Below are 26596 nucleotides of genomic sequence, written 5' to 3'. Positions count from 1 at the left end.
CGTTGTCCCGTTGACGGGTTCTTAACGCGCGAACCTGTCGCGAACCTGTCGGCGGCCGGGCCGATCAGTTGGGCGAGACGATCTGCAGCCAGGACTGCAGGAAGCGGGCGCGGCGCTGCTGGTCCAGGAAGGCCAGGAGCCAGGGGCCGATCGTGATCGGCTGCAGCGGGCCCTTGGCCTCGCGGGCGATCTCGGCCGCGGTCCCCGGGCCTTCGCCCAGGATGGCGCCGAGCCCGGCCTTGCCGGCGACCACCGCCTGGCCGCGCGGCGACAGCACATGGTCGACGAAGGCGCGCGCCAAATCGGGGCTCGGGGCCGAGCGGGGGATCAGCATCACGCGGCTGAGCACGAGGGTGTAGTCGCTGGGCATGGCGACGCCGATCCGCGCGCCGGCGGCGCGGCGCGCGAAGGCGTAGGATCCGAGCACGTTGTAGGCCAGCGCCAGCTCGCCGCGCTCGACCTTGTCGATCATCTCGCCGCTGCAGCAGACGAGCTGCGCGCCCGCCCCGCCCATGGCGCTGGCGAGCCGCCAGAACACCGACGAGACCTGCGCATCCTGCGCGGCCAGAAGGTGGCCGACGCCGCTGCGCACGATGTCGTAGGTGGCGACCTTGCCGCGGAAGCGGTCGGCGTCGCGGTCCATGAGCTGGGCCAGGGCCGAGCGAGACCGGGGCGGCTCGGGCACGAGGTCCGGATTGGTGACGATCACGGCGGGCTCGAAGGTGAAGCCGAAGACCTCGTTGCGCCACCGCGCCCAGGGCGGCAGCGCGCGGGTGAAGGCTGAATCGTGCGCCAGGGCCAGCCCGTCATTGGCGAGCTTGACCTGCAGGTCGATCGCCGAGCTGATCAACAGGTCGGGGGGCGGCTGGATGGAGCCGGCGAGGAACCGCTCCTGCAGGTCGCTGGTGTCGAGATCCACATAGGCGACCGCGACGTCGGGCCGTGTCTCCTGGAAGTCGCGGATCACCGGCGCGAACTGCGCCCGGTCGGTGGCGCCGGCGATGACGAGGGTGCGGCCCGAGGGCGCGGCGGCCTCAAAGCGGGTGACGACCGGATCGGCCGCCCGCGCCGGACCGGGCGCCGACAGCGCGGCGAGCGCGAGCGCGCCGGCGGCGGCGAGAAGGCTCGCCAGCAGCGCCGGGCGGTGGGGCGCAGGCTCCGCGGCGAGATCGACGCAGGCGACGAGCCCGCCGCCGGGACGGTCCGCCAGCGTCAGCGCGCCGCCATGGCCGCGCGCGACCGAGTCCACGATGGAGAGGCCGAGGCCCGATCCGGTGCCGTCGCGGGCGGCGCGGCCGCGGCGGAAGCGCTGCAGGACGGCCTGCTTCTCGTCGTCCGGGATGCCCGGTCCGCGGTCCTGCACGGTCAGGGCCACGCGGTCCGGCCGGCTTTGCTCCAGGGTCACGTCGATGGGACCCTCGGGGGCGTGCAGGAGGGCGTTCTCGACGAGGTTCTTCAGCATTTCGCGCAGCGCCACCCGGTCGCCGGCGACCAGCGCCTGGGCGGCCGCTGGGTCCATTCGGGTCCGGATGCGCGCCATGGCGGCGGGGTCGAGGCTCTTCAGCGCATCCTCGACGACGCCGGCCACGGGCACGGGCGCGTTCTCCCGGCTCTCGAGGCGATGGATGATGGTGGCGTCCATCAGGATCTGGCCGACGAGCTGGCTGGCCTGCACCGCATTGGCGTGGATGCGGCCGAGGCGGTCGCGCAGGCGCGCCGGGTCGGTCTCATCGACGGCGATCTCGGCCTGGGCGCGCAGGGACGCGAGCGGCGTCCTCACCTGGTGGGCCGCGTCGGCCAGCAGAGAGCTGAGGCGGCCGAAGACGTTGCCCAGGCGGGCCATGAAGTCGTTGAGGGCGGTGACGAGCTCGTCGACCTCGTGCGGGGCCGGGGCGCGCAGCGGCTGCAGGTCGTTAGGCGCGCGGGCGCGGAGCTCCTTTTCGATGGCCCGCAGGGGCCGCAGCGCCCGGCGCACGCCGAGATGGACCAGCAGCAGCGCGACGCCGGCCAGCGCCAGCAGCGGCCAGACGGCGCGGCGCGTCAGCTCGGCGCTGAGCAGCGCCCGGGCGTCGCGGGTCTCGCCGACCCGGACCGTGACCCATCCGGCCCGGTCGGCGAGCGAGATCAGGCGCCCCACGGTCACGACGCGGATTTCGTCGCCCCGGAAGCGGAGGTTCTGGAACACCGGCTCGGCGGCGCGGGCCGGGGCCAGGCCCTCGCCAAGGTCCGAGTAGCCGGTGACGGGCTTTCCCTCCGGATCGAGCACCTCGTAGAAGATGCGATCCTCGGCCGCGAAGCCCAGCATGGCGAGAGCCGCGAAGGGCACCTCCACGGCGACGCGTCCCTCCTCGACCTGCACCGCGCCGGCGATCGACAGGGCCGAGGCGGCCAGCAGGCGGTCGAACGCCGCGTCGGCGGCCTGGCGCGAATAGACCGCGCTGATCGCCACCAGGGCCACGGTGGCGGCCGCGAGCGCGACGCCGGCGGCGACCAGCAGGCGCCGGCCGAGCGAGAAGCCGCTAGGCGTCGTGGGTGCGAGCCGCATAGCCGGCGCCCCTCACGGTCACGATCGACAGGGGCGCGCCATGCAGCTTGCGGCGCAGGCGCGAGACATAGAGCTCCAGCGCGTTTTCGGAGACCTCGTCGTCGAGGCTGAAGAGCTGGTCCATGAGGCGCTGCTTGGGGATCACCTGGCCGAGGCGGCTGGCCAGGATCTCCAGGAGGCGGAACTCGCGCCGGCTGAGGTCCAGCGGCGCGGCGCCGAGCCGGGCGAGGCCCGCCGCATGGTCGATCACGAGGTCGCCGATCGTGACCGCGCTGGAGAGCGCGCCGGCGGGGCGCCGCAGCAGCGCGCGCAGCCGCGCCTCCAGCTCCCGCAGGTCGAAGGGCTTGACCATGTAGTCGTCGGCGCCGAGGTCGAGGATGCCGATCTTGTCGTCGATCTCCGAGCGCGCCGTCATCACCAGCACCGGCGAGGCGATGCGGGCGGCGCGCAGGCCCGCCAGCACGGCGAAGCCGTCGCGGCCGGGCAGGTTGATGTCGAGCAGGATGGCGTCGAAGGCCTCGGCGGCGGCCATCTCGGCCGCGGCGTCGCCGTCGCGCACCCATTCCACCGCGTGCCCCGACAGCCGCAGCTTGGACGAGATGGCGTCGCCCAGATCCTCGGAATCCTCGACCAGAAGTATGCGCACGCGCCCGGGGCTCCCTCGGCCCCAGCTTTAGCACCGGCTCGGGCGCGCGCGAAGTCCGGACCCTAGAGGGCCGCCCTCGCGACGGCGCGCTCCGGCGTCCCGTTGGCGACCGCCACGCCGGGGCGGAACACCTGCGCCGTCTCGGGGTAGCGGGCCATCAGCTCGCGCGTCACCCCGTTGGTCCAGCCGAAGCCGTCCTGGTTGGGATATTCGCCGCCGCCCGCCGCGAGGTCCTCGGTGAGGACGTCGTATTTCTCCATCAGCTTGCCGGTGGCCTCATAGACGGTGCAGACCTTGGCGATCCAGCGGCGCGCGATCTCGTCGGCGAGGCCGTGCTCGTCATAGTCCGACAGTCCGGAGACGGCGATCCACTGCAGGGGCGCCCAGCCATTGGGGGCGTCCCACTGCTCGCCCGAGCGGGCGGACGTGGTCACCAGGCCGCCGCGGCCCAGGAGCCCGGTGCGCACGGCCGCCGCCACGGCCCGGGCCCGGCTGCTGGTCGCGATTCCGCAAAAGAGCGGGAACAGGGTCGCGGCGCTGACCACGCCGGTGAGCGCGCCCTCGTCCCAGAGCAGGTCGCCATAGACGCCGCGGCCGGCGTCCCACAGATGCGCCTGGATGGCGTCGCGCCGGCGCAGGGCGGCCTGCTTGAGGGCGCTCGCCTCGTCCGGCCGGCCGTCCCACCCGTAGGCTTCGCCGAGCGTCACCTCCAGCTGCAGCATGAGGCAGTTGAGGTCGACCGGCGCGATCCGGGTGGTGCGGATGGAGGAGAGCGGCTCGCCCGGGACGAGCCAGCGGCTGGAGAAATCCCAGCCGCTCTCGGCCGCGGCGCGCAGGTCGCGCCAGACCTCGGTCGGCTCGCGGCCGGGCGCGGCCGCCGCGGTCTCGACGTCCTCGCGCCAGCTCTCGTCGCGCGGCGTCGCCCGGTCGTCGAAATAGCGGTTCAGCAGGGCGCCGTCGGCGAGGCGGACGACGCGCCGGTGGGCGCCGCCCGGCGCGATCTCCTGGGCACCGTCCATCCAGAAGGCGTATTCGCGCTCCAGCGCCGGCAGGTAGCGCCGATGGACGGCCGCGTGGTCGCCCAGGCCCGCCACCATGGCCACCATGAGGGCGAAGAAGGGCGGCTGAGATCGCGTCAGGTAGTAGCTGCGGTTGCCGTTGGGCATGTGGCCGTAGCGCTCGATCAGGTCGGACACGTTCTCCACCATGCCGCGGGCGAGGTCGACGCGGCCGCTGCGCACGAGGCCCAGCATGGTGAAATAGGTGTCCCAGTAGTAGATCTCGCCGAAGCGCCCGCCAGGAACCACATAGGGCCGGGCCAGCGCCAGCAGGGACGAGCCGGCGGGCGGCGTCTCGGCGTGGCGCTCCAGCATCGGCCAGAGCGCGTCGATATGGTCCGGCACGTCGCGCCCGGCCAGCGTCATGAAGCCGGTCTCGGTGGCGATCGGCAAGGCGAAATGGGCCGCGACGAACACCGCGAGATCGAAGCCTGGAGCGTCCTTCTCGGCCTCCCAGGCCCTCAGGATGTCGGCGGCCGGCAGGCGCGGCGCCGCGTCCGCGAAGGTTTTGGAGTCCGGGAACAGCCCGGCGCTCTGCACCGCGTCGAAGAGGTCGCGGAACAGACGGGAGGGGGGAAGCTCCTCGCAGACGCCATAGGGAGGAAAGAGCGCCGGCGACAGCCGGGCGAGCGCTTCTGAGGCCATTCGAAACCGTCCAGCCCGCAGGCCGCCGCCGAGGCGGGTTGCGGCCCGCCGTTGTGTTCGGGATCGGATGGCTCCGAACCCTTCTGCATGACGCTTGGATTCGCGGCTTTCATCAATCGCGTCGTGGCCGTCGGCGGGGCCCCGGCTCGCGAATGTGTCCCGGCTGTGACAGGAAAACCGCAACGTGTGAGCTGGGACTTTACAATTTGCTCGAATCCTTGCTGAATATTCGGGCAAACGTTCCAGGCGGCCGGCCTGATCACCCGCGCCACCGAAGGTCAAGGCCAGACGTTCGCCGATAAAAGGGGCTCACAACAAAAAAGCAGCGCCCCGAACAGCCCACTTGGGGGACAACGCCTTCATCACGCCCGGCCGAGCCGGGCGTATTGCTTTGCGCCGCCGTCTGCGCGCCGGGCCTCAGATCACCGCCTCGATCAGGAACGGCCCCTTGCGGGACAGCGCCGCGCGGAAGAGCTTCTCGAACTCCTCCATGGTTTCGGCGCGGCCGCCCTCGACGCCCATGCCCTTGGCCATGGTGACCCAGTCGAGGAAAGGCTCGTCCAGGTTCAGCATGCGGGCGGCGTTGCGGCCGAACTGGTTGACGCCCACGTTGCGCATCTCGCCATGCAGGATGGCGTAGGAGCGGTTGGCGAACACCACCGTGACGACGTCGAGGTTCTCGCGCGCCTGCGTCCACAGCCCCTGCACCGTGTACATGCCGCTGCCGTCGGCCTGCAGGCCGATCACCTTGCGGTCCGGGCAGGCCACCGCTGCGCCGGTCGCCATCGGGATGCCGACCCCGATCGCGCCGCCGGTGAGCTGCAGGTAGGTGTGCGGGGCGGAGTTCTCCGAGATCTTGAAGAACTTGCGGCCGGAGCTCACCGCCTCGTCGCACACGATGGCGTTCTCGGGCAGCAGCTTCGCCACCGCGTAGCCGACCGAGTCGGCCGTGAGCGCGCCGGAGGGGAGCGCGTCCGAGAGTCCGCCCGGCTGAACGAGGCGCGGCGGCTCCTTGGCGCCGACCTCGTCGGCGATCCAGTTGAGCGCATGGACGAGGTCGTCGCCGGGCCGGGCCAGCGTCTGCACCTCGCAATCGTCGCGGATGAGGCGGCCGGGCTTGCCCGGATACGCGAAGAACGCCACCGGGACCTGCGTGCCCAGCATCAGCAGCACGTCAATGTCGGCGAGGTGCTCGACGCCCTGGTCGACCGGGTAGGGCACCTTGTCGACCGCAACGCGGCCGACGCCGTGCTCGATGCGGTTGATGCTTTGCGGGGTGAGCAGGCGCAGTCCGGTCTTGGCCGCGATGCGGCCCGCGATCGTGAGCCCCTCGGTGCGCAGGGCCTTGCCGGTCATCAGCATGGCGACGCGCTTGCCCGAGCGCAGGGCCGCGACGGCGTCCCGGATGGCGTCGGCGCTGACGTGGGGCAGGGCCGGCAACGGCGTGCGCTCGACGGGCGCGGGGGCGAGGTCGCCCCAGGCGGCGTCGCCCGGCAGCGTCATCACGGCGACGCCCGGCAGCGTCATGGCGGCCACATAGGCCTGCGCGGTGGTGGAGGCGATGTCCTCGGGGGTCTTCGTCTCCGCGTACCAGTGGCACATCGGCTTCGCCAGGCTGGCGATGTCGCTGGTGAGCGGCGCGTCATGCTGCAGGTGATAGGTGGCGTGGTCGCCCACCACGTTGAGCATCGGCGTGCGGGCGCGCCGGGCGTTGTGCAGGTTGGCGAGCCCGTTCGCGAGGCCGGGGCCGAGATGCAGCAGCGTGGCGGCGGGCTTGTCGGCCATCCGGCCATAGCCGTCGGCCGCGCCCGTCACGACGCCTTCGAACAAGCCCAGCACGCAGCGCATCTTGGGCTTGCGGTCCAACGCCGCCACGAAATGCATCTCGGACGTGCCCGGATTGGCGAAGCACACGTCGATATCGTTGGCGAGCAGCACATCGCACAGCCGGTCGGCGCCGTTCATGGGGGTCTCTTTGGTTGGGAGGATGGTTCGTAACGGATGAGGTTGGCGCGCGTCGCCGCCGTTCCGATTAAATCTGAATGGCTGCCGTGGCGGAACCCTCTCCCGCGAAGCGGGGGAGGGCAGGGAGGGGGCGGTTGAGCGCCGCTTGGCGGAACGGAGTTCCGCCCGAGCGCCCCCCTCTGTCGGCTGCGCCGACATCTCCCCCGCTGCGGGAGAGAGTTGCGCGCCGGCTAGAGCCCGATGCAGCCGTACTTGATGTTCAGGTAGTCATCGAGCCCGTATTTCGAGCCCTCGCGGCCGACGCCGGATTCCTTGACGCCGCCGAAGGGGGCGACTTCCGTGGTGATCACGCCGGCGTTGATGCCGACCTGGCCGTATTGCAGCCCCTCCATCACCCGGAAGGCGCGGCCGAGGTCGCGGGTGTAAGCGTAGGCGGCGAGGCCGAACTCGGTGTCGTTGGCCATGGCCAGCGCCTGCTCCTCCGTGTCGAAGCGGAACAGCGGCGCGAGCGGGCCGAAAGTCTCCTCCTTGGCGACCTTCATGCCGGGCGTGACGTCGGCCACGATGGTGGGCTCGAAGAAGGAGTGCCCGAGCGCGTGGCGCTTGCCGCCCGTGACCACGCGGCCGCCCTTGGCGACCACGTCGGCGATGTGCTCCTCGACCTTCTCAACCGCCTTCTCGTCGATCAGCGGGCCCTGGGTGACGCCGGGCTCAAGCCCGTTGCCGACCTTCAGCTCGCGCACCGCCTTGGCGAACTTCTCCGCGAAGGCGTCATAGACGCCGGCCTGCACATAGAAGCGGTTGGCGCAGACGCAGGTCTGGCCGGAATTGCGGTATTTCGAACCGATGGCGCCCTCAACGGCGGCGTCGAGGTCGGCGTCATCGAAGACCAGGAAGGGCGCGTTGCCGCCGAGCTCCATGGAGATGCGCTTCATGGTGCCGGAGGCCTGCTTCATCAGGAGCTTGCCGATCTCGGTGGAGCCCGTGAAGGTCACCTTCTTGACGGTCGGGTTGGACGTCATCTCGCCGCCGATCTGGGCGGCCGAGCCGGTCAGGATGTTGATCACGCCCGGCGGGATGCCGGCTTCCTCGGCCAAGAGGCCCCACGCGATGGCGGAGTAGGGGGTCTGCGTCGCGGGCTTGGTCACCACCGTGCAGCCGGCCGCGAGCGCGGCTCCGAGCTTGCGCGACAGCATGCTGGACGGGAAGTTCCAGGGCGTGATGGCGGCCACCACGCCCACCGGCTCCTTGGTGACCAGGATGCGCCGGTTGGCCCATGGCGACGGGATCGTATCGCCATAGACGCGCCGCGCCTCCTCGGCGAACCACAGCACATAGGCGGCGCTGATGCCGACCTCGCCGCGGGCCTCGGCCAGCGACTTTCCCTGCTCGGTGGTGAGGAGCACGGCGAGCTCCTCCTTGTTCTTCTCGATGGCGGCCGCGAGCTTGCGCAGCTTGTCGGCGCGCTCGGCCGCCGTGGTGGCGCGCCAGCCCTCGAAGGCCTTCTGGGCCGCCGCGATGGCGCGCTTGGTCTCGGCAGCGCCGCAGTTCGGGACCGTGCCGATCACCTCGCCGGTGGCAGGATTCGTGACCTCGATGGTCGCGGCCGAATCCGCGTCGACCCACTCGCCCCCGATCAGGTTCTTTTCGCGCTGGAAGGGAAGGAGCTTGGCCATGGGTGCCTCCGGAGTTTCTTGTCTCGCGCAGTGTAGTGCGGGCGGCGTTGTGACGTATGCGAAAAGTGTGAGCTTTGGCTATCGGCCTTGCGCGGTTGTTGCGCGGTCACGGCCCGGCTGCTTCGAACCTTTCCGCGTCGCAGCGGAGCCGCGAATGAGAGCTTCGATCTCGCCGTCATTCCCGGCGGCGCGAAGCGCCGGGAAGGGGATCCAGACTCTTTCGGCGCCGCGCGCAGGTCGGCGGGGATGACGGCGCGTCTCGCCGGCGTGTATGCGCAGCTCAGTCATCCAGGGACGCCTGAATCAATACTCGATCTCATACGCCGCGCCCGCCGAGGCTCCGCCGTCGGCGCCGACCTGGCCGCGGAGCTTGATGTTCTTGGTGATGTCGACGTCGACGCCCACGCCCGTGTCGGCGGCCGTCGCTCCGGCGCGGACGCCGATGCGGACGCGGCGGTTGATGTAGCGGGTCACGCCGACGGCCGGCCCGCCGCTCGCCCCGGCGGTGATGTCGAGGCTGTCGGCGCCCAGCGACTTGCGAAGGCTGCCCAGGAGGTCCGGCCCGCCGCCGCCGGAAAGCTGCGCGATCGTCTGCGCCAGCTGCAGCGCCTGCACGCCGGTGAGGCCGCCGGCCGCCCGGTTGAACAGGATGCGCGACAGGATCTCGTCCTGCGGCAGACCCGGCGTGGACGTGATGGCGAAGTCGGGCTGCGAAGCCAGGCCCGTGACGGCGATCTGGGCCGTCACGTCGGCGGCCTGGGTCTGGGCCAGGAAGTCGAGCTGGGGCGTGAGGTCGCCCGCGAAGGTCAGGCGCCCTCGCACGAGGTCGATGCGCTGCCCGGCGAGGTCGAAGCGGCCGTTGCGCAGGTTGAAGGCGCCGATCGCGACCGGGTCCCTGCTGGTGCCGGTCAGGCGCAGCGCCCCGCCGAGCTCGGCCTCCAGCCCGCGGCCGCGCACGAAGATGCGGTTGTTGGCGGTGAGGTTGAGATCGAACGCCGCCACGAAGGGAGGGCCCGCGCGCTTGGTCCCGGCTCGGCGCGCGGCGGCCAGGCGGGCGCGGGCGGCCGGGCCGGGCGCGACGTGCCGCGTGCCCGGAAGCGGCTGCGCCGGGCCGGACAGGTTCTCGGGAATGGCGACGTCCATCGAGATGACGTCGACCGTGCCGGAGATGCGCGGCGTGCGGGCGACGGGGCCGCTCAACGCGAGCGCCAGGTTGGCGGTGGCCGACACCGTGTCGTTGGAGACCAGCTCGGCGCGGGTTCCGGTGATCCTGACGTCGGCCGGAAAGCCTGCGGCGGGGTCGATGCGAACCCGGCCGGAAGCCGACAGCGTCCCCCCATTGCGGGTGGCCGCCGTGAGCCGCTCGATGGCGATGTCCTCGCCGCGCGCGGCGAAGCGCCCCTCGATGGCCTGCAGGCGGACGCCGGCGATCGGATCGTCGAAGGTCGCGCCCGTGAGGGCTGCCGTCCCGGCGATGCGAGGCGCGGCCGCCGGTCCCTCCACGCGCAAATCGAGATTCAGCCGGCCCGTGACGCGCTGGCCCCCGGCGGCCAGCATGCCATTGGCGAGCGAGGCGTCGAGCGGACCGCGGACCGTCAGGGCGAGCCCGCCCTGCGGCGAGAGCGGGACCGAGCCGCCGACCTGCACCACGGCGCCTTTTCCGGCCGACACCGTGGCCGCCACCGTGGCGCGGTCGCCCTCCAGCCGGCCGTCGGCCTTGACGTCGATGGGCGGGACGCCGGCCGCGCGGCTCGCGGCGTTGCCGGCTTTCGAGACGGAGAGGCGGTAGGGGCCGGTCGGCGCGGCGGCGGTTCCGCCGAGTTCCGCGTGGGCGTCGAGCACGCCTTGCAGGCCGAGGCCCGGCGAGGCGATGTCGGCGATGGAGAGCGGCACGGCCACGGCGTCGGCGGTCAGGGCCAGCCGCGCCCCGGCCCGGCCGGCGATGCGGATGCGGCCTCGGCCGGCCTCGATGGCGAGGCCGGGGATCGCCACCTCGCCGTCCTGGATCGTCAGCGTGCTCGGGCCGGCCAACGCCAGGGTCTGGCCGTTGCGGCGCAGGCTGGCCTTCGCCAGGTCGACCCGGATGGGCGGTCCGGCCAGGAGGCGCCCTTCGACCGCCACCGCGGCGTCGCCGGAAGCCGTGAGCGTGAAGGCGCTGGCCTGCTGGGTCCCGCGGCTCGCCAGCCTGACGGCGTTGAGCTTGACGCCGCCCAGCACCGCGTCGTCTGCGGTCGCGGTCCCGTCCACGACGGGCGCGGCGTAGAGGTCGGTCGCGGTCAGCCTGGCGTCGAGACGCCGCAAGGTCTGGCCGGCGACGGAGATCCGGTCGCCCTGGGCCGAGACGGCGGCGTCCTGCCGGCCGTTCGCGGACGTCAGGTCGATGGAGGCGTCGAGCTTACCCGCCAGCGGCGTCAGCGCCAGCGCCGAGAGGTCGCCGAGGTCCCCCGCCGCGAGCGCGATGCGGCCGACGGCGAGGTCCTTCTCGTCCAGCGTCACGCCGCCGGCGAGGTGGACCGACCCGATCCGGACGTCCAGGTCGTCGAGCTTTCGGACGGCCCCCAGGGTGGCGAAATGAAGCCGCCCGGCCGCCGGCTTGCGGTCGACCTCTCCGTCGAGGCGCAGGCGGGCGTCGAGCTCGCCCGTGAGGTTGGTCGCCGCGATGTCGACGACGAGGCGCGGGATCGCCTTGCCGAGCGCGCGCGCATCGCGCAGCGCCACGGTGGCGTTCAGGTCCGGCCGCTCGAGGGAGCCGGTGAGCCTGGCGTCGAGCTCGGCGGAGCCGGCGATGCGCTCGTCGACGCGCTTCAGGTCGGGCGCGGAGACATGCGCGGCCAGGTTGGCGGCCTCCGTCGTGGCGTCGCCGTCGAGGCGGGTGCGGACATTGGGTCCCTCGATGCGCAGGTCCGAGAAGCCGAGGCCGCCCGGAAGGCGCCGGGCGAGGCCCTTGATGGAGACTGCGCCGGCCATCAGCCGGTCGAAGGGCGGCGCGCCGATGCGGGCGTCCGCCAGGCGTCCGTCCAGCGCGGCGTCGATGCGGTAGCGGCGGGGGTCTCCCGTCACCTTGGCGCTCAGGTCGGCCGAACCGCCGAGCTCGCGCCCGACCAGCCCGGAAAAGGCGGCGAGCCGCGCGATCCGGACGGAGGCCGCCCCGTCGAGGCGGCGCGCGCCCACGATCCCCGTCCAGGACGCCTGGAGGGTGGGCGTGGTCAGGCGGGCCTCGCCGAGATCGGCGACGAAGGAGGCGTCCACCCGGCCTTTGGCGACGAGGTCGATGCGGTCGCCCAGCGCGCGGGCCTCGCCGGCGTCGGCCGGGGCCACCCCCGCCGCATGCAGGTCCACGGCCACGGCGGAGCGGGCGTCGGCCGCGCCGGCGGCCGCGGGTTCGACGCCGAGCGAGCCGGCGATCGAGGCGACCTTGCCCCAGGGCGTCGCGATCTCGCGCCCGTCGAGGCGGGCCTGCACGGCGGCGGCGGTCGCGGGCCCCTTGGCGGTGGCGTCGAGGACGAGGCGGCCGATCTCGACCTCGCCGGCGCGGGTCTTGGCGCCGTCGGTCGGCAGGGAGCGGATGGCGAGCCTGAGGTCCAGGTTCTGCTGCGGGTCGACCGCGCCGCCCACCGTGAGCCGCGCCGCCCGGGCGGTGACGTCGAGCTGGCGAAAGGCGACGCTTCCGTCGTCGCCCACCAGCACGTCGCCGTTCAGGTCGGTCGATCCGGCGAAGACCGGCGCGACCACAGGCGGCAGCAGGGCTTCGATGCGGGCGCCCAGCGCTAGCGCCACCCGCCGGCCCGCGCCTTCGCGGGTGACGACGGCGCGGCCCTGGGCGCCGAGCTGCGGGCCCGAGACGAAGTTCAGCGACGCCTGGAAGCCGTCCAGCGGCCCGCGGCCCTGCACCTTCAGGTCGATCGGGGGCTGGCCCGGCAGGTTGATGACGCTGGCGACGAGGCCGCCGGCCGGTTCGGTGAAGTCGAGGTTGAGATCGAGCTGCGCGCTCTGCGGCACGTAATTGACCGCCGCGGCGAAGCGTCCCTGGGCGTCGAGCCGCGTCGCCTGCAGGTGCAGCGAGAGGCCCTCCGCAGGAGCGCCCAGCACGGCGTCGCCCTGGACGGCGATCCGGGCGGCCTGGCCGAGCACCTTCTCGCCGAGCGCAAGCTCCTTCATGGCGAACTGCTTGACGATCAGCTTCACCGGCAGGGCCGGCAGGGCGGGCGCCTCGGCGGCCTGCGCGGCGTCCGTCTCGGTGGCCACCGGGCGGCGCGCGACCGTGAGGCGGTCGACCTCGAGCGCGTCGATCTCGAGCCGCCGCGCCAGCAGCGCCGTCCTGCGCCAGGAGATCCTGGCCCGGTCGAGCGTGATCCAGACGCCCTCGCGGTCGGAGATCTGGACGTCGCGGATCACCGCGTCGGAGGAGAGCGCGCCCTCCACCGCGCCCACCCGGACGCGGTTCTCCGGCGTGGACAGCGCCCAGGACAGCAGGCTGGCGAGCGAGTTCTGCTCGCTCTGGGCCCGCGCAGGGCCGTCGCCGGCCAGATAGGCGCCCGCCAGGGCGGCGAGGCCGAGCAGTCCGAGCAGGATGGCGCGCGCGGCTCTCATCAGAAGGACTGCCCGATGCTGATATAGAGGGAGACGGGCTTGTCCCCCTTCTGCTTGTTGAGCGGGGTGGCGACGTCCAGCCGGATCGGCCCGATCGAGGTGTAGTAGCGAAGGCCGAGGCCGGCGGCGACGCGCAGCGGCTGATTGAGGCGCGGATAGCGTTCCGCATAGGCCTGCCCGGCGTCGACGAAGGGCACGACCCCGATCGTGTCGGTCACCTTGATGCGGGCTTCGACGGAGCCTTCCACCAGGCTCTGGCCGCCGATCGGGAACCGCCCGACCTGCGGGCTGAGGCTCTGGTAGCGGTAGCCGCGCACCGAGCCGCCGCCGCCGGCGTAGAAGCGGTAGTTGGAGGGGATGTCCTCCAGGTCCGCGCCCAGGATGGAGCCGAGGCCGAGGCGCGCCGCCAGGATGTAGCGGGCGTCCTCGTCCAGCGCGTAATAGGCCGAGGCGTTGGCCTTGGCGATAGTCATGCCGACGGTGGAGCCCAGGAAAGTGGGGTAGGGCGTCACCGAGGCGGTGAAGCGGACGCCGCGGCTGGGATCGAGCGGCTTGTCGGTGGAGTCGTAGGTGAACGAGACCGGGACGCCGACGAGCGTGTAGTCGATGTTGCCGAGCGCGTCGCTGGTGCGGCCGCGCTCCGCCCGGACGCCGATTTGGGCGGAGCTCACATCGGAGAAGCGGTGGCGCAGGTCGATCTCGCCGCCGGCGCGGCGGTCCGTATAGGCGTAGCCCTTCTCGCGGGCCGCCAGCGCCGACACGAGCAGGTCGTTGCGCGTGCCCCACAGGCCGGGCTTCAGGAAGGTGAAGCCGAACCGGCCGCCGATGTCGGAGGAGACCAGCCGCTTCTCGTCGCGGTTGCGGGCCGGCTCGCCCAGCGCCCGGCCGGCGTAGAAGGTGCTGCCCTCGATGCGCAGCACTTCGCCGCCGCCGAACAGGTTGCGATGCGTCCAGTAGGAGCGCACCTCCGGGCCGTCCGTGGTGGAGTAGAGGGCGGAGACGCCGAGCGCATGCTGCTTGCGCTCCGTCAGCTCGACGAAGATCGGCAGGTTTCCGTTCGCGTCCAGCCTCTCGGCCTCGCGGATGCGCACGGAGCCCAGCGCCTCGATCCGGCCGACCGACTTGCGGACGCCGTTGATGGCGGTGACCGAATACGGGTCGCCCGGCTCTGTGTAGATGAAGGACCGCACCACCGCGTGGTCGACGCCCTCGGCGCCCGACAGCGTGATGGCCCCGAAGCCGGCCGTCGGCCCGGGCCGGACCCGCAGGGTGACGTCCATCGCCTGCTCGGGGTGGATCACCACCGGAGCGCGCGAAACCACCTTGGCGAAGGGGTGCGACTTCTCGCGGAAATGGTCCACGATCCGGGCCTCGGCCGCGATCACGTCGGCCGAGCGGGCGGGATCGCCGGGCCGCAGCTTGACGGCGCGCTGCGGCAGCTCGTCGGGCGAGAAGGGCAGGCCGGAGGCGTCGTCGAGCACGACGATGCGGCGGAAGCGATATTGCGGCCCGGCCTGGGCCACGATTCGGACCGGCACGAGCGCCCGGCCCCGATAGGCCTCGGCGGCGCGGGCGGCGGCCTCGGGGCGCAGGGCGCCCAGGGCCAGCGGCGCGCCGGCGACCTCGATGACGACGGAGGCGGAATAGTATCCCATGCCCCAGAGCGCGTCGGTGATGCGGGGCAGGTCGGCCTGGGCGATCCGCACGAGCTGGTCGGCCGCGCCGGGCGCCTCGGTCTTGAGGCGGGCCAGGTTGGAGGCGTCCTCCACGGCCTGGCGCACGTCCCTGGGCGCGCCCGGGGCCTCGATGGTCAGATCATACGGATAGGTGGTGGGGCTCGGGGCCGGCGGCTTTGCGCCCAGGCCGAACAGGCCGAGGATGTCGAGCGCCTGCGCGTCTCCGCCCGGAAGGGCTGACAGCCCCGCCAGGACGCATACGCACGCCGCCACTCTCCTTGCCGCCAACCGAACGCTCCCTCTGGGGAGCGAACGCTGGATCAAGACGATTGTTCCGGCTCCCTTCGGCCGCACGTTAACGGATGCAATCTTGGATTGCATCCCGAGGCGACGTTTCGCCGCCCATGTACGAAACGGACTCCAGCCTCAGAGAAAGCCGATGGAGATCCACGGCACCGCGGCGACGACGACGAGGCCCACCAGCAGCGCCAACAGGTAGCCCCAGATCGGCCCCATGCCCTCGTCGGGGCTCACCCGGCCGATCGCGCAGGCGGCGTAGTAGCCGACGCCGAAGGGCGGCGCGAAAAGGCCGATGCCCATCGAGAGGATGACCACCATGGCGTAGTGGACCTCGTGCACGCCGAGCTGCCGGGCGATGGGAAAGAGCAGCGGCCCGAACAGCACGATGGCCGGGATGCCCTCCAGCACGCTGCCGAGCACGATGAAAGCCACGATCGAGATGGCGATGAAAGTGGCGCCGCCGCCCGGCGCCTTGGCCATCAGGGCGGCGAGGTCGCGCGAGAAGCCCGACTGGGTGAGCGCCCAGGCCATGGCGGTGGCGGCGCCGATGATGAACAGGATCGCCCCCGACAGGGCCGCCGTCTCGATCAGCATCGGCTTCAGGCGCGCCCAGTCGAACTGCCGATAGACGATCAGGCCGACCACCAGCGAGTAGACGATGCCGATGGTGGAGACCTCGGTCGCGGTGGCGACGCCTTCCACCACCGCCGCGCGGATGATGAAGGGCAGCGCCAGCGCCGGCAGCGCGATCAGGAAGGTGCGCCCGATCTCGGCCCGGCTGGCCTTGACCACATGCGAGAGGTCCTCGTTGCGGTAGCGGAAGCGCACGACCACGCACAAAGTGATGGCCAGGATCACGCCCGGCAGCAGCCCGCCGGTGAACAGCGCCGCGATGGAGACGCCCGTCACGGACCCGATGGTGATCAGCACGAGGCTCGGCGGGATCGTCTCGGTCTGGGCGCCGGTGGCCGACAGCAGCGCCACGAGGTCGCCCGGCTTGGCGCCGCGGCGCTTCATCTCGGGAAAGAGCACGGGCGCGACCGCCGCCATGTCGGCCGCCTTGGCGCCGGAGATGCCGGAAACGAGGTACATCGCGCCGACCAGCACATAGGAGAGCCCGCCGCGCACGTGGCCGAGCAGGCTGGCGAGGAACTGCACCATGGCCTTGGCCATGCCGGTCATCTCGATGAGCAGGCCGAGGAACACGAAGAGCGGCACCGAGAGCAGGATGAGGTGGGACATGCCCTCGTCCATGCGCCCGATCACGACCAGCATGGGCACGCTCGTGGTGGTGGCGAGGTAGCCGAAGCTCGCCAGCCCGAACGCGAAGGCGATGGGCACGCCCGACAGCACCGTCGCGGCGACGACGCCGATGAAGAAGATGATCAGGTTGAGGTTGCCCAGCGGCTTCAGGGCGGGCCCCGCAAACCAGAACACGGCCGACAGCGCCGCCACGAGGACGAGGGCCGCGAGCGTGACGCCGAGATCCGCGACCCGGGCGAGGCGCAGCAGGGCCAGCAGGATCATCAGGCTGGCGCCGACGCACAGCGCCGCGGCGCGCCACACGTTCTGGATCTCCAGCGCGGGCGTGACGATGTAGCTTTCCTCATAGGCGTAGTCATAGGCCGGGTAGACGATCATCAGCAGGAAGGCCAGGGCGGCGCACACCGCCACGGCGTCCAGGAACGCCCGCGCGCGCGGTCCCACCATGCCGACCAGCGCCGTCATGCGCATGTGCTCGCCGCGCCGGAAGGCCACGACGGCGCCCAGCATGGCGAGCCACAGGAACAGGATCGAGGCGAGCTCGTCCGACCAGATCAGCGGCTTGTGGAGGACGTAGCGCGCCACGATGCCGGCGAAGAGCACGACGATCTCGGCCACCACCAGCAGGGCGGCGGGGATCTCCACCAGCCATCCGATCGCGGCCTCCGTCCGGGCGGCCAGGCCGCGCCAGCCGGACACGACCGCAACGGCCGGCTCAATTGTCTGCAAACTCGCCATGATCCTCGAAGCCCGGCCGCATCGTCGCCAACTGCTCGCCTCCCCAAGCCCCTGATCCTGAGGAGCAGGCCCGCTTGGGCCTGCGTCTCGAAGGACGAGGGACTCCAGCGGAGCTGCGCCTTCGAGCGCGCTGGACCCCCTCGTCCCCTGAGACGCCATGCTGCGCATGGCTCCTCAGGATGAGGGGGCGTCAGGTTTTCTCAGGAGAGCTTGCCCACGGCCTTCTCGAGAAGGGCCCAGGCTTCGTCGCCATATTTGCCCTTCCACTCGGAATAGAAGCCGGCCGAGCGCAGCTTCTCGCGGAAGGGCGCCGGGTCGGGCTGATTGAAGGCGAGGCCCTTGCCCTCCAGTTCGCCCTTGAGGCCGGCGTTGAGCTTGGCGACGTCGGCGCGCTCGGCGATGGCGGCGGCGTTCCACTCGCGCGCCACGACGGCGCGGTCGGCCTCTGGCAGCTTCTCCCAGGCGCGGCGGTTGGCCAGCATGTGGAAGCCGTCCCACATGTGGTTGGTGAGCGAGCAGAACTTCTGCACCTCATAGAGCTTGGCCGTCGCGATGATCGCCAGCGGGTTCTCCTGGCCGTCGACCACCTTGGTCTGCAGGGCCGAGTAGACCTCACTGAAATTGATCGAGGTCGGGGCGGAATCGAACGCCTTGTACATCGACGTCCAGAGCGGGCTCACCGGCACCCGGATCTTGAAGTTCTTCAGGTCGTCGGGCGTGACGATCGGCTTCGACGACGACGTCGTCTGGCGGAAGCCGTTGTCCCAGATCTTGTCCATCACGACGAGGCCGGCCTTGCCGATCTGGCCGCGGACATAATTGCCGAGGTCCCCGTCCATGGCCTTCCAGACCGTGTCGTAGTCCGGGAACGCGAAGCCGATGCCGTTGATCGAGGCGGCGGGGACGAGCGTCGACAGGATCAGGCCCGACAGGGTGAAGAACTCCACGCCGCCGGAGCGCACCTGGCTCAGCATGTCGGTGTCGGAGCCCAACTGGTTGTTCGGGAAAATCTGGATCTCGACCCGGCCATTGGTGCCGGACTTGATCTTTTCGGCCGCCTCCTGGGCGCGCGCGTTCAGCGGGTGCGTGGCCGGCAGGTTGTTGGCGAACTTGTAGGTGAACTCGGCGGCGGACGCGCGTCCGATGATGCCGAATGAGCCGGCCGCGAAGGCGGCGCCGGTGGTTGCGAGAAGATCGCGGCGGGTCAAACGTGCCATCGTGGGCTATCTCCCAGTGGGTGATCCGCCGCGCCGCCCGGACGCAAGGACTGCGTCTCGTGCAGAGGCGTTCCGTTTCACCCCCGTGTTGCTTTTTTTCGTCATCCGGTGGTCCACTCGGACCCGGCGAAGGACGGCTCAATCTAAGCAGAATGCCCGTCCGGTCAACGTGGAACACGGGGAGGAGAGGCTGATGTCCCGGGAAAACGAGCACTATCGCGGCGGAACGGCCCGCGTTTCCAACCGGGTCATGAACCTCGCCCACATCCTCAGCCAGGCCGCCCGGCGCTTTCCGGATCGCGACGGATTCGTGTGGGGCGAGCGCTCGTGGACGTGGTCGCAGCTGGAGGAGCGGACGCATGGGCTGACCGCAGCCCTGCAGGCGCGCGGCGTCGGCAAGGGCGACCGCGTCCTCGTGCACGCGAAGAATTGCAACGAGATGTTCGAATCCATGTTCGCGGCCTTCCGGCTCGGCGCCGTGTGGGTCCCGACCAATTTCCGCCTCGTGCCGGACGAGGTGGCCTATCTGGCCAGCGCGTCAGGGGCCAAGGCGTTCCTCTGCCAGGCCGAGTTTCCCGCCCACGCGGCGGCCGTGAAGGCGGCGGCCCCGGACCTCGCCGTCCTGGCGAGCTTCGGCGAGGCGCCCTTCGCGCAGGTCAGCGTCGCGGCGCTCATCGAGGAGCATCGGGGCGCGACGGTGCGGGCCGCGGACGTGTCCTACGACGATCCGTGCTGGTTCTTCTTCACGTCGGGCACGACCGGGCGGCCCAAGGCGGCGGTGCTGACCCATGGCCAGATGGCGTTCGTCATCACCAATCACTTGGCGGACCTGACGCCAGGCGTCACCGAGCAGGACGCCTCCCTGGTGGTCGCGCCGCTGTCGCACGGCGCGGGCGTGCACCAGCTGGTGCAGACCGCGCGGGCGGTGAAGACCGTGCTGCCGCCCGGCGATCGCTTCGACGCCGAGGAGGCCTGGCGGCTCATCGCCGAACACCGCGTCGCCAACATGTTCACGGTGCCGACCATCCTGAAGATGCTGGTCGAGCACCCGGGGGTGGACCGCCACGACCATTCCTCGCTGCGGCACGTCATCTACGCCGGCGCGCCGATGTATCGCGAGGACCAGAAATACGCCCTGCGCAAGCTCGGGCCGGTGATCGTGCAGTATTTTGGGCTCGGCGAGGTGACGGGCAACATCACCGTCCTGCCGGCGGCGCTGCACGAGGCCGAGGACGGGCCGGACCTCAAGCTCGGGACCTGCGGCGTCGAGCGCACCGGCATGCAGGTGCAGATTCAGGACGACGCCGGCCGGGAGGTCGAGCCCGGCGCGACGGGAGAGATCTGCGTCTGCGGGCCGGCCGTGTTCGCCGGCTACTACGACAATCCCGAGGCCAACGCCAAGGCGTTCCGCGACGGCTGGTTCCGCACCGGCGATCTCGGCTTCATGGACCGCGAGGGCTTCGTCTACATCACGGGCCGGCAGTCCGACATGTACATCTCGGGCGGCTCGAACATCTATCCCCGCGAGGTCGAGGAGAAGATCCTGACCCATCCGGCGATCGCCGAGGTGGCCGTGCTCGGCGTGCCGGACCGCACCTGGGGCGAGATCGGCGTCGCCGTCTGCGTGCTGCGCCCAGGAGCGACGCTCGACGAAGGCGCGCTCGTGGCCTGGATGGGAGACAAGGTCTCCCGCTACAAGCTGCCGCGGCGGGTGTTCTTCTGGGACGCGCTGCCGAAGTCGGGCTACGGCAAGATCACCAAGAAGATGGTGCGCGAGGAGTTGGAGAGCCGGGGTCTATTGCCGCTCGACGGAGCCGCGACGTGAACGCGCGGGTGACGTCGCTGCGGCACCCGGGGCCAGCCCATCCCGACCGGATCGCCAGCCTCGCCGGCCGCAGCCTCTCCGCGTCGGGCGCGCTCGCGGCCGGGCTGACCATCAACGAGGCGATCGCCGGCTTCATGGCCGGGGCCGGGATCCGGGGCGGCGCGGCCGCGCTGGAAGGCGGCGCCTTCGCGCCGTTCCGCTACGTCATGCCGGCGCTCTCCACCGACGGCGTGCACGCGGCCTGGTACAGCGCGCCGCACGAACCCGCCGGCGTCACCCGGCTGGAGCGCGCCAACGCCACCTTCGGGCTGCGGGACGGGGCGCCCTTCGTCCATGTCCATGGCGTCTGGCGGGAAAGCGACGGCCGGCGCACCGGCGGCCACCTGCTGCCGCATGACTGCGTCATCGCCGAGCCGATCGGGATCGCCGCCTGGGGCGTCGCCGAACACGGGATCGAGGCGGTCGAGGATCCCGAGACGGCGTTCAAGATCTTCCATCCGGCCCCGCAGGCCGGGGCGGGCGGCGCTCCGGCCTCCGGCCCCCGCACGGCGCTGGCGCGGGTCAGGCCGAACGAGGACTTCTGCGGCGCCATGGCGGAGCTCGCCCGGCGCCATGGCTTTGCGGCGGCGGAGCTGCATGGCTGCGTGGGGAGCCTGATCCAGCCTCTCTTCGCGGACGGCGCGCGGGTCGCAGACATCGCCACGGAGGTCTTCGTCCAGCGCGGGCGCGTGGCGCGGGACGAGGCGGGCGAATGGCGCGCCGAGATCGACGTGACGCTCGTCGACACGCAAGGCCGCATCCATGCGGGGCGGCTCGTTCCGGGAGAATGCCCGGTCTGCATCACCTTCGAGGTCCTGATGGCGGAGGCGCCGCAATAGCCCGGGCGGCCAAGTTCGTGGTAAACTGATCCTGAACGCGGCGGGCGCGCCTGACAGGAACAGGGTCGGATCATCCGGCGTTGTCGAGGGGGCCGAGCCGCGCACGGAGGACGCCATGGCGCTTTCGATTCACCGATGGTTCTCATTGCGAGGCCTGCTGGCCGCCGGAGCGGCGGCCGCGTTGCTGGGCGGCGCGCCGGTCCAGACGGCGTCGGCCGCGCCCTTCCCGGTCGTCAACGCCGGCGCGCTCGCGGGCGAGGGCGTCCTGCAGGACGTCGCCTACCGGGCGCGGCGTCACGCAGCCGTCAGGCATCACCACCGCGTCCGTCACTACGCCACGCGCTATCATCACCGGCGCTATGCGCATCGCCCCTATTATGACGACAGGGCCGGGGCCCGGGCTGCGCTCGGCGCCTTCGGCCTCGTCGCCGGCGCGATCGCGGCCGGCGCGGCGCAGGACCGCTACTACGATTCCTACTACTATGGCGGCTACCCGGCTTATGGCTACGGCTACCCGGCCTATGGCTACGGCTATGGCTACCCGGGCTACGCCTATCGCCGACACGCCTATTACGGCTATGGCGGGCCGCGCTGGTATGGCGGCGGCGCCCGCTGGGGCTATGCGGGCCGACCGCATTGGGGCGGCGCGCGGTTCGCCGGAGGCGGCTGGGGCGGTCGTCACTGGGGTGGCGGCGGCCACTGGGGCGGCGGCCGGCGCTGGCGCTGAGCCGCGATCGGGCGACTCCGAAGCCGTGAGATGAAGGATGGGGAAGGCCTGGATTCAGGTCTTCTCAACCATGCCTGAGACCGCGCGGGTTCCTGCCGCCGGGCGGTATTTTTCCGAGGAACTTCGGCCCCCGACGTCGGTTTGATCGCCATGGGATCGACACCGTGCAGACACAATCGGCCCGCCGCCGCGCTCCTGGCGTTGGTGGCGGGCGTCATGGCCTCGACAGGGGCGCTGGCCCAGTCGGCTCCATGCCGGCAGCTCAAGGCCGAGTACCGTAGCCTCGGCGACGGGGGCGGCGCTGCGGCGCGCCAGGAGTATGCGCAACTCGCCGCCGTCTATCGCGACATGGGCTGCAATGGCGGAGGGTTCCTGTTCTTCGGGCCGCCGCCCGCCTGCCAGGGCGTCGCGGCCCGGCTGCGCTCGCTGCAATCGGCCGCGGTCTCGGGCGGCGGCGGCGCCGACGTCCAGGCGCGCAAGGCGCAGCTGCGCGGGGCCATCGCGGCGGCCTGTTCGGACCGGGAGCATGTCGAAAAGGCTTCGGCGTCGGGCGGATATTCGCCGCGCGGCGGGCGCAAGCTGGTTTGCGTGCGCACCTGCGACGGGTTCTTCTTCCCGCTCTCGGCCAAGCCAGAGGACGGCGACGTCGAGGGCATGTGCCAGTCGCTCTGCCCGGGAGCGGAGACGGCCGTGTTCCGCATGCCGGACGGCGGCGCGATCCAGGAGGCGGTCTCGACCCATGGCCAGGCCTACACGGCCCTGCCGAACGCCCTCAAATACCGCACGTCCGTCGACAAGAGCTGCTCCTGCAAGGGCGACGGGCAGAGCTGGGCGCAGGCTCTCGCCAAGGCCGAGGGCATGATCGCGAGGCGCAGTTCCGACATCGTGGTCGACGCCGCCCTCGCGGCCCGGATGGCCCAGGCGTCGGCGGCCGGATCGAAGTCCGCCGCCCTCAAGGGAGCGAAACGCAAGCCGCCGGCCGGCGAGCCGGGCGACAACGACATCATCGTCAGGCCCGCCGGGGCGACCGCCGCGGCCTCCGCCGAGCCGGCCTCGGCGGGGCCGGGACCCGCGGCCGTGAGGGTCATCGCGCCCGGAAGCGTGACCCCGCTGGAGCTGTCGCAATCCTCCCTGAACCCGACCTCGGACATCGAGACGGGCGCGGTCACCAAGGCGTCGGCGGGGCAGTGACGCCCCTGCGCCTCGGCCAGGAGCTGACCGCGTGGGCGCCTATCGCCGGCCGGGCTCGCCGCCGGTTCCGGCGCTGCGGGCGTTGCGATCGTCCTGGACCTCGACCTCGGTCCGGCGGACCTTGTCGCTGACGGTTTCGTTGCGCGTCTCGACGTCCTTGTTGACGACGAGCTCCTCGCGCACGCGCGCCTCCTTGGAGACCACCGGCTCCTCGCGCGCCTCGTCCATCTCGACCGTGCGCTCGCGGAAGGGGTCCTCGGCGCCGGATAGCCGCCTGTCCGCGGGACGGCGCTCGATCGTGACGTGCTCGTCGCGCAGGTTCACCTGCTCGGAGACGGGCGTCTCGACGACGTAGCTGCGGACCCGCACCTGCCCGCCCCGGGCGATGCGCTTGCCGACCCGCAGGGTCTCCTCCGCGATCGGGATGACCTGCTCGCCTTGGCGGCCGCCCTCGACGTTGAACGCGTCCTCGGTGGTGGTCATGGCGGCGGGCCGGGAGGCGGGCTCGGTCCGGGCCGGGGCCGGAGCGGGCGCGGCGTCTCCGCCCAGCGACGAGCCGGGCTCGTAGTCCGATCCGGCGTAGCCGGACCAGCCCTGCGTGCGCCAGGCTGCCTCGCGCTCGTCGAGGTCGATCGTGCCTTCGTCGTCAAGGATGTCGATCGCCTTCTCGTAGTGCTCGGGGCTGGTGCGCACCGACACCAGGTATCCGCCGCGGCGCAGGCCCTCGGCGTAGACGTGCCGGTCCTCCTCGGGGAAGAACATGTCGCGCAGCGAGGCCCAGAATCCCGTGTCGGCGCGCGGCGCCTCGACGAGGTCGGAGCCTTCGTGGTCGCGCTCGCTCTCCGGCATGAGGCGGACGTCGTCGCGGTCGAAGCCCTCCTCGATGAGGGCGTCGACGGCGCGCTCGGCCTCGGCGCGGCTGTCGAACAGCGCCGCGACCGTGTGCTGGGCGCGGTCGGTGGGGGTGGCCGTCCCGGCCTGGACTGAATCGCTCATTCTGGCTCTCCTGACCCTGCTGGCGTTGACGAGCTCACGGGCGGCTGTCGGCGGCGGCGCCCGTGGCGTCCTCGCGCTCGACGACCGCCTCCTGGCGGCGCAGCGTGACGGGGGCTTCGAAGCTCTCGACCGTGGTCCGGCGGCGGATATGGAGCTCCTCCTTCAGGACGAGGCGCTTCTCCACCACCATCACCTCCTCGAGGATCGGCACGATGGTGACGTCGTTCTCGGTCCTGACCGGGGGCGCGGCGTCGACCTCGCGCCCGATCGGGACACGGACGACGTCGGCGTCCTCGCTCGCCAGGTCGAGGCTGGCGATCTCCTGCGTCTCCTTCGTCTGCGTCCGGACGCGCAGCCGGCCGGTGACGACGTCCTCCTTGCCGACGACGAGCCTCTCCTCGGCGAGGGGCAGGACGTCGGTCTGGCCGTGCGTCGGCGTGGCGCGGTGCGCTGGGTCGTGGTGATCATGGGTCATGGGTGCTGAGCGCCGCCTCGCTTCGGTGATTCGTCGGAACTCCAATTCGGGACCTTCGCCGATGTTCCATCCGGGCCGCGCGCGTGCGCCGGAGGCTGCTCAGAATTCGTTAACCATGTTGTCCGAGAAATGACGCAGGGGATATCTTCATGCGTCGCATGACTGTGCAGGATGGCCTGACGGTCCGCTTCCCGGGCCGGTCGGCTGAGTTCGACGAGGGGTTCGAGATCGGCGTCCTGGCCGCCAGCATGGCGGCGGGGCTCAGGCGCTTCGACGCGCGGATCGGCCGCGACGCCCTGGAGCAGGCCCGCGCCTTCGCGCAGGGCTTCGGCTACCGCGCGATCGAGAGCGCCGCCGGCGAGGACTGGGTGGCGCTGACCTTCATGAGCGGGGCCCAGAGGCCGCGCCTGCGGCTCGTGAGCGGCTCCGCAGGCTGAAGGGCCGCCTTGGTCACCCTTCGTTAACCACGATTTCGGCAGTTTCATCTTTGATATTTGCTAACCATGCTCTTTAAGCATGGCGTGAGATGATCATGGCAAGTTTTCGCCATGGCTTCGAGATGCTTAACGTCCCTTTCCGTGTTGCTCGGCCTGGCGATCGCGTCGTCGGCGCAGGCCGAGGGCTGCCCGGACCAACGCCGCTGGCCCTGGAGCGATCGCGCCGCGATCAATGGCGCGCTGCGCAGCGAATATGGGCAGTTGCACGCCTCCTACGGGGCGATGGGGTGCGCGCGACGGCCGGCGGTGATCACCGGCGCCGAGGACTACTGCGCCGTGCTGGCCGAGCGGCTCGCCGCCATCCATCGCGAGCTGCAGCTGAATCATTGGTTCGGCAAGCGCGTGACGGCGTGCGGGCCCGAGGGCTCGCGGCCGCCGCTGGCGCTGGCTCCTGTCGAGGCCGACGAAGCGGCGGCCCAGGCCGCCCCGGTCCCCCGGGCCAAGGCGCCGCGAGGCCGCGCGGCCCCTGCGCCCGGCGTGGCCGAAGCGACGCAGCGCGCGCCTGAGGCCCGGCTGCCGCGGCCGGTCGAGCCGCGGGCGGCCAGGCGCGGTCCCGCCGCGCAGGTCCCGGCCGCCACGCCGCAGCGGACCCGCGCCGCTGACGCCGATGCGGAGACGCGGCCGCCGGCGCGCGACGCCCGGATCGAGGCGCGGGCGCCGGTCCCGCCCCGGATCGCCCCTCCGGCCGCGCCGCGACCCACGGACGCGAGCCTGTCGCCGTCGACGCTCGCTTTCGCGCCGGCGGCAGAGGGACGCCAGCCTCAGCCCGCCCCGCCGCCCACGTCCGGCGCGATCGCGGCCCTCCCGCCTCTCTGGATCGCCGCCCCGGCTCCCACGCGCATCAGCGCGGGATATCTCGCCTCCGTCGCGCAGGCCGGCGCCTATGCGGTCACCGAGCCGCCCGTCGAGCCGCCGGGCTCGCCGCTGCGCAAGCGCTTCATGGCCAAGGGCGGCCGGTTCGCCTGCGTGCGCACCTGCGACGGGTTCTACTTTCCCCTGAATCAATCGATCCGCGGCGGCGACGCGCAGGATATGTGCACGTCGCTCTGCCCGGGCGCGCGGACCGAAGTCTTCAGGACATCGGCCGGCGGCGCGATGGCGGACGCGGTCTCGATGGGCGGACAGCGCTACGGCGCGTTGCGGTCGGCCTTCCTCTACCGGCGCAGCGTCAATCCGGGCTGCGGATGCAAGATCCAGGGCCAATCCTGGGAGGCCCTGCTGCGGCCCGCGGAGCGGGTGCTGGCGTCCCCGCATCCCGACGTGATCCTCGACGAGAACGAGGCGGACCGGCTGTCGCGCGCCCAAGCGTGGGCGAAGCTGCGGGCCGAAGCCGCCCAGGAGGCGGCGGCGATCCCGGTCGGCCCGGCCGCTCCCGGGCCCATGTCGGCGGGTCCGGCGCGCGCTGCGCAGCGGGCGCCGGAGCCCCGCCCGCGGCCCGACCCCGCCGAGACGGGGACGCTACGGGACCCGCCGCGGCGCTGAAGCGACGCCCAAGAAGAAAGGCCGCCCCTCGCGGGACGGCCTTTCCATTGTCGGTCCGCGGTCCTCACGGGACCCGGTTGCGCCTTCTCAGGCGCGAAGCTCCGCACGGGCGGAGATCCAGGTCGAGACCGTCAGGCGCGGCTGATGACAATGAGACACTGGATCACCTCCTTTCAATTGTTTCGGTAAGCGATTATGTGGGGCGA

17 protein-coding genes are annotated in these 26596 nt (G+C 71.8%); 6 read left to right on the top strand and 11 right to left on the bottom strand.

Translation table 11 applies throughout. The features are described from left to right. Positions 1 to 64: 64 nt before the first annotated feature. From ACYVO7_RS06500 to ACYVO7_RS06460, 9 genes are all read right to left on the bottom strand, one after another. A complete protein-coding gene (locus ACYVO7_RS06500; RefSeq protein WP_460449005.1) occupies positions 65 to 2545 on the bottom strand; it encodes a sensor histidine kinase in 2481 nt (826 codons plus the stop codon). Further along, positions 2520 to 3191 carry a response regulator gene (locus tag ACYVO7_RS06495; protein ID WP_460449004.1) on the bottom strand — a complete coding sequence of 224 codons (672 nt, stop codon included), beginning with the start codon at positions 3189 to 3191 and terminating at the stop codon, positions 2520 to 2522. Before ACYVO7_RS06495 ends, ACYVO7_RS06500 begins: the two co-directional genes overlap by 26 nt. 62 nt (positions 3192 to 3253) lie before the next feature. Beyond that, the gene (treF, locus tag ACYVO7_RS06490; RefSeq protein WP_460449003.1) at positions 3254 to 4894 is read right to left on the bottom strand and encodes an alpha,alpha-trehalase TreF; all 1641 of its coding nucleotides are present in this window, start codon (positions 4892 to 4894) and stop codon (positions 3254 to 3256) included. 417 nt (positions 4895 to 5311) lie between these two features. Next, a complete protein-coding gene (locus ACYVO7_RS06485; RefSeq protein WP_460449002.1) occupies positions 5312 to 6859 on the bottom strand; it encodes an acetolactate synthase large subunit in 1548 nt (515 codons plus the stop codon). A gap of 230 nt (positions 6860 to 7089) precedes the next feature. Then, entirely contained in the window at positions 7090 to 8535 is a 1446-nt protein-coding gene (locus tag ACYVO7_RS06480) for an NAD-dependent succinate-semialdehyde dehydrogenase (RefSeq protein ID WP_460449001.1), read from the bottom strand. A gap of 303 nt (positions 8536 to 8838) precedes the next feature. After that, positions 8839 to 13125, bottom strand: a complete 4287-nt coding sequence (locus ACYVO7_RS06475; protein WP_460449000.1) for a translocation/assembly module TamB domain-containing protein — start codon at positions 13123 to 13125, stop codon at positions 8839 to 8841. Continuing rightward, the gene (locus ACYVO7_RS06470; RefSeq protein ID WP_460448999.1) at positions 13125 to 15089 is read right to left on the bottom strand and encodes an autotransporter assembly complex protein TamA; all 1965 of its coding nucleotides are present in this window, start codon (positions 15087 to 15089) and stop codon (positions 13125 to 13127) included. Before ACYVO7_RS06470 ends, ACYVO7_RS06475 begins: the two co-directional genes overlap by 1 nt. A 138-nt stretch (positions 15090 to 15227) precedes the next feature. Continuing rightward, positions 15228 to 17102, bottom strand: coding sequence for a TRAP transporter large permease (locus tag ACYVO7_RS06465; RefSeq protein WP_460448998.1), 1875 nt, complete (start codon positions 17100 to 17102; stop codon positions 15228 to 15230). 200 nt (positions 17103 to 17302) lie between these two features. Then, on the bottom strand, positions 17303 to 18319 hold the full coding sequence (locus ACYVO7_RS06460) for a TRAP transporter substrate-binding protein (RefSeq protein WP_460448997.1): 1017 nt from the start codon (positions 18317 to 18319) through the stop codon (positions 17303 to 17305). A gap of 193 nt (positions 18320 to 18512) precedes the next feature. Between ACYVO7_RS06460 and ACYVO7_RS06455 the strand changes: the two genes are divergently transcribed. The 4 genes from ACYVO7_RS06455 to ACYVO7_RS06440 all read left to right on the top strand — a co-directional run bounded on the left by ACYVO7_RS06455 (position 18513) and on the right by ACYVO7_RS06440 (position 22940). Beyond that, a complete protein-coding gene (locus tag ACYVO7_RS06455; protein ID WP_460448996.1) occupies positions 18513 to 20144 on the top strand; it encodes an acyl-CoA synthetase in 1632 nt (543 codons plus the stop codon). Next, on the top strand, positions 20141 to 21022 hold the full coding sequence (locus tag ACYVO7_RS06450) for a PCC domain-containing protein (RefSeq protein ID WP_460448995.1): 882 nt from the start codon (positions 20141 to 20143) through the stop codon (positions 21020 to 21022). Before ACYVO7_RS06455 ends, ACYVO7_RS06450 begins: the two co-directional genes overlap by 4 nt. Before the next feature lie 115 nt (positions 21023 to 21137). Further along, positions 21138 to 21749: a hypothetical protein gene (locus ACYVO7_RS06445; protein ID WP_460448994.1), complete on the top strand. Its 612-nt coding sequence runs from the start codon at positions 21138 to 21140 to the stop codon at positions 21747 to 21749. A 216-nt stretch (positions 21750 to 21965) separates the two neighbouring features. Further along, positions 21966 to 22940, top strand: a complete 975-nt coding sequence (locus ACYVO7_RS06440; RefSeq protein ID WP_460448993.1) for a DUF2865 domain-containing protein — start codon at positions 21966 to 21968, stop codon at positions 22938 to 22940. Positions 22941 to 22979: 39 nt separating this feature from the next. Here ACYVO7_RS06440 and ACYVO7_RS06435 read toward each other — a convergent pair whose 3' ends face one another. Then, positions 22980 to 23936: a DUF2382 domain-containing protein gene (locus ACYVO7_RS06435; RefSeq protein WP_460448992.1), complete on the bottom strand. Its 957-nt coding sequence runs from the start codon at positions 23934 to 23936 to the stop codon at positions 22980 to 22982. 34 nt (positions 23937 to 23970) lie between these two features. Further along, positions 23971 to 24411 (bottom strand): YsnF/AvaK domain-containing protein, encoded by a 441-nt coding sequence (locus ACYVO7_RS06430; RefSeq protein ID WP_460448991.1) that lies wholly within the window; start codon positions 24409 to 24411, stop codon positions 23971 to 23973. Between the two features lie 149 nt (positions 24412 to 24560). Between ACYVO7_RS06430 and ACYVO7_RS06425 the strand changes: the two genes are divergently transcribed. Both ACYVO7_RS06425 and ACYVO7_RS06420 read left to right on the top strand, forming a co-directional pair. After that, positions 24561 to 24848 (top strand): hypothetical protein, encoded by a 288-nt coding sequence (locus tag ACYVO7_RS06425; RefSeq protein ID WP_460448990.1) that lies wholly within the window; start codon positions 24561 to 24563, stop codon positions 24846 to 24848. 141 nt (positions 24849 to 24989) lie between these two features. After that, entirely contained in the window at positions 24990 to 26390 is a 1401-nt protein-coding gene (locus tag ACYVO7_RS06420; protein ID WP_460448989.1) for a DUF2865 domain-containing protein, read from the top strand. Positions 26391 to 26596: the final 206 nt, after the last annotated feature.

It is taken from the genome of Alsobacter sp. SYSU BS001988 (assembly GCF_054796215.1).
This window is presented reverse-complemented; position numbering and strand designations above follow the sequence as displayed.

Excerpts from the sequence above, each read along its gene's own strand:
- ACYVO7_RS06475 (WP_460449000.1), bottom strand. The coding sequence starts at position 13,125 with ATGAGAGCCGCGCGCGCCATCCTGCTCGGACTGCTCGGCCTCGCCGCC.
- ACYVO7_RS06480 (WP_460449001.1), bottom strand. The coding sequence starts at position 8,535 with ATGGCCAAGCTCCTTCCCTTCCAGCGCGAAAAGAACCTGATCGGGGGC.
- ACYVO7_RS06485 (WP_460449002.1), bottom strand. The coding sequence starts at position 6,859 with ATGAACGGCGCCGACCGGCTGTGCGATGTGCTGCTCGCCAACGATATC.
- ACYVO7_RS06430 (WP_460448991.1), bottom strand. The coding sequence starts at position 24,411 with ATGACCCATGATCACCACGACCCAGCGCACCGCGCCACGCCGACGCAC.
- ACYVO7_RS06440 (WP_460448993.1), top strand. The coding sequence starts at position 21,966 with ATGGCCTCGACAGGGGCGCTGGCCCAGTCGGCTCCATGCCGGCAGCTC.
- ACYVO7_RS06465 (WP_460448998.1), bottom strand. The coding sequence starts at position 17,102 with ATGGCGAGTTTGCAGACAATTGAGCCGGCCGTTGCGGTCGTGTCCGGC.
- ACYVO7_RS06425 (WP_460448990.1), top strand. The coding sequence starts at position 24,561 with ATGCGTCGCATGACTGTGCAGGATGGCCTGACGGTCCGCTTCCCGGGC.
- ACYVO7_RS06445 (WP_460448994.1), top strand. The coding sequence starts at position 21,138 with ATGGCGCTTTCGATTCACCGATGGTTCTCATTGCGAGGCCTGCTGGCC.
- ACYVO7_RS06500 (WP_460449005.1), bottom strand. The coding sequence starts at position 2,545 with ATGCGGCTCGCACCCACGACGCCTAGCGGCTTCTCGCTCGGCCGGCGC.
- ACYVO7_RS06460 (WP_460448997.1), bottom strand. The coding sequence starts at position 18,319 with ATGGCACGTTTGACCCGCCGCGATCTTCTCGCAACCACCGGCGCCGCC.
- ACYVO7_RS06455 (WP_460448996.1), top strand. The coding sequence starts at position 18,513 with ATGTCCCGGGAAAACGAGCACTATCGCGGCGGAACGGCCCGCGTTTCC.
- ACYVO7_RS06435 (WP_460448992.1), bottom strand. The coding sequence starts at position 23,936 with ATGAGCGATTCAGTCCAGGCCGGGACGGCCACCCCCACCGACCGCGCC.
- treF (WP_460449003.1), bottom strand. The coding sequence starts at position 4,894 with ATGGCCTCAGAAGCGCTCGCCCGGCTGTCGCCGGCGCTCTTTCCTCCC.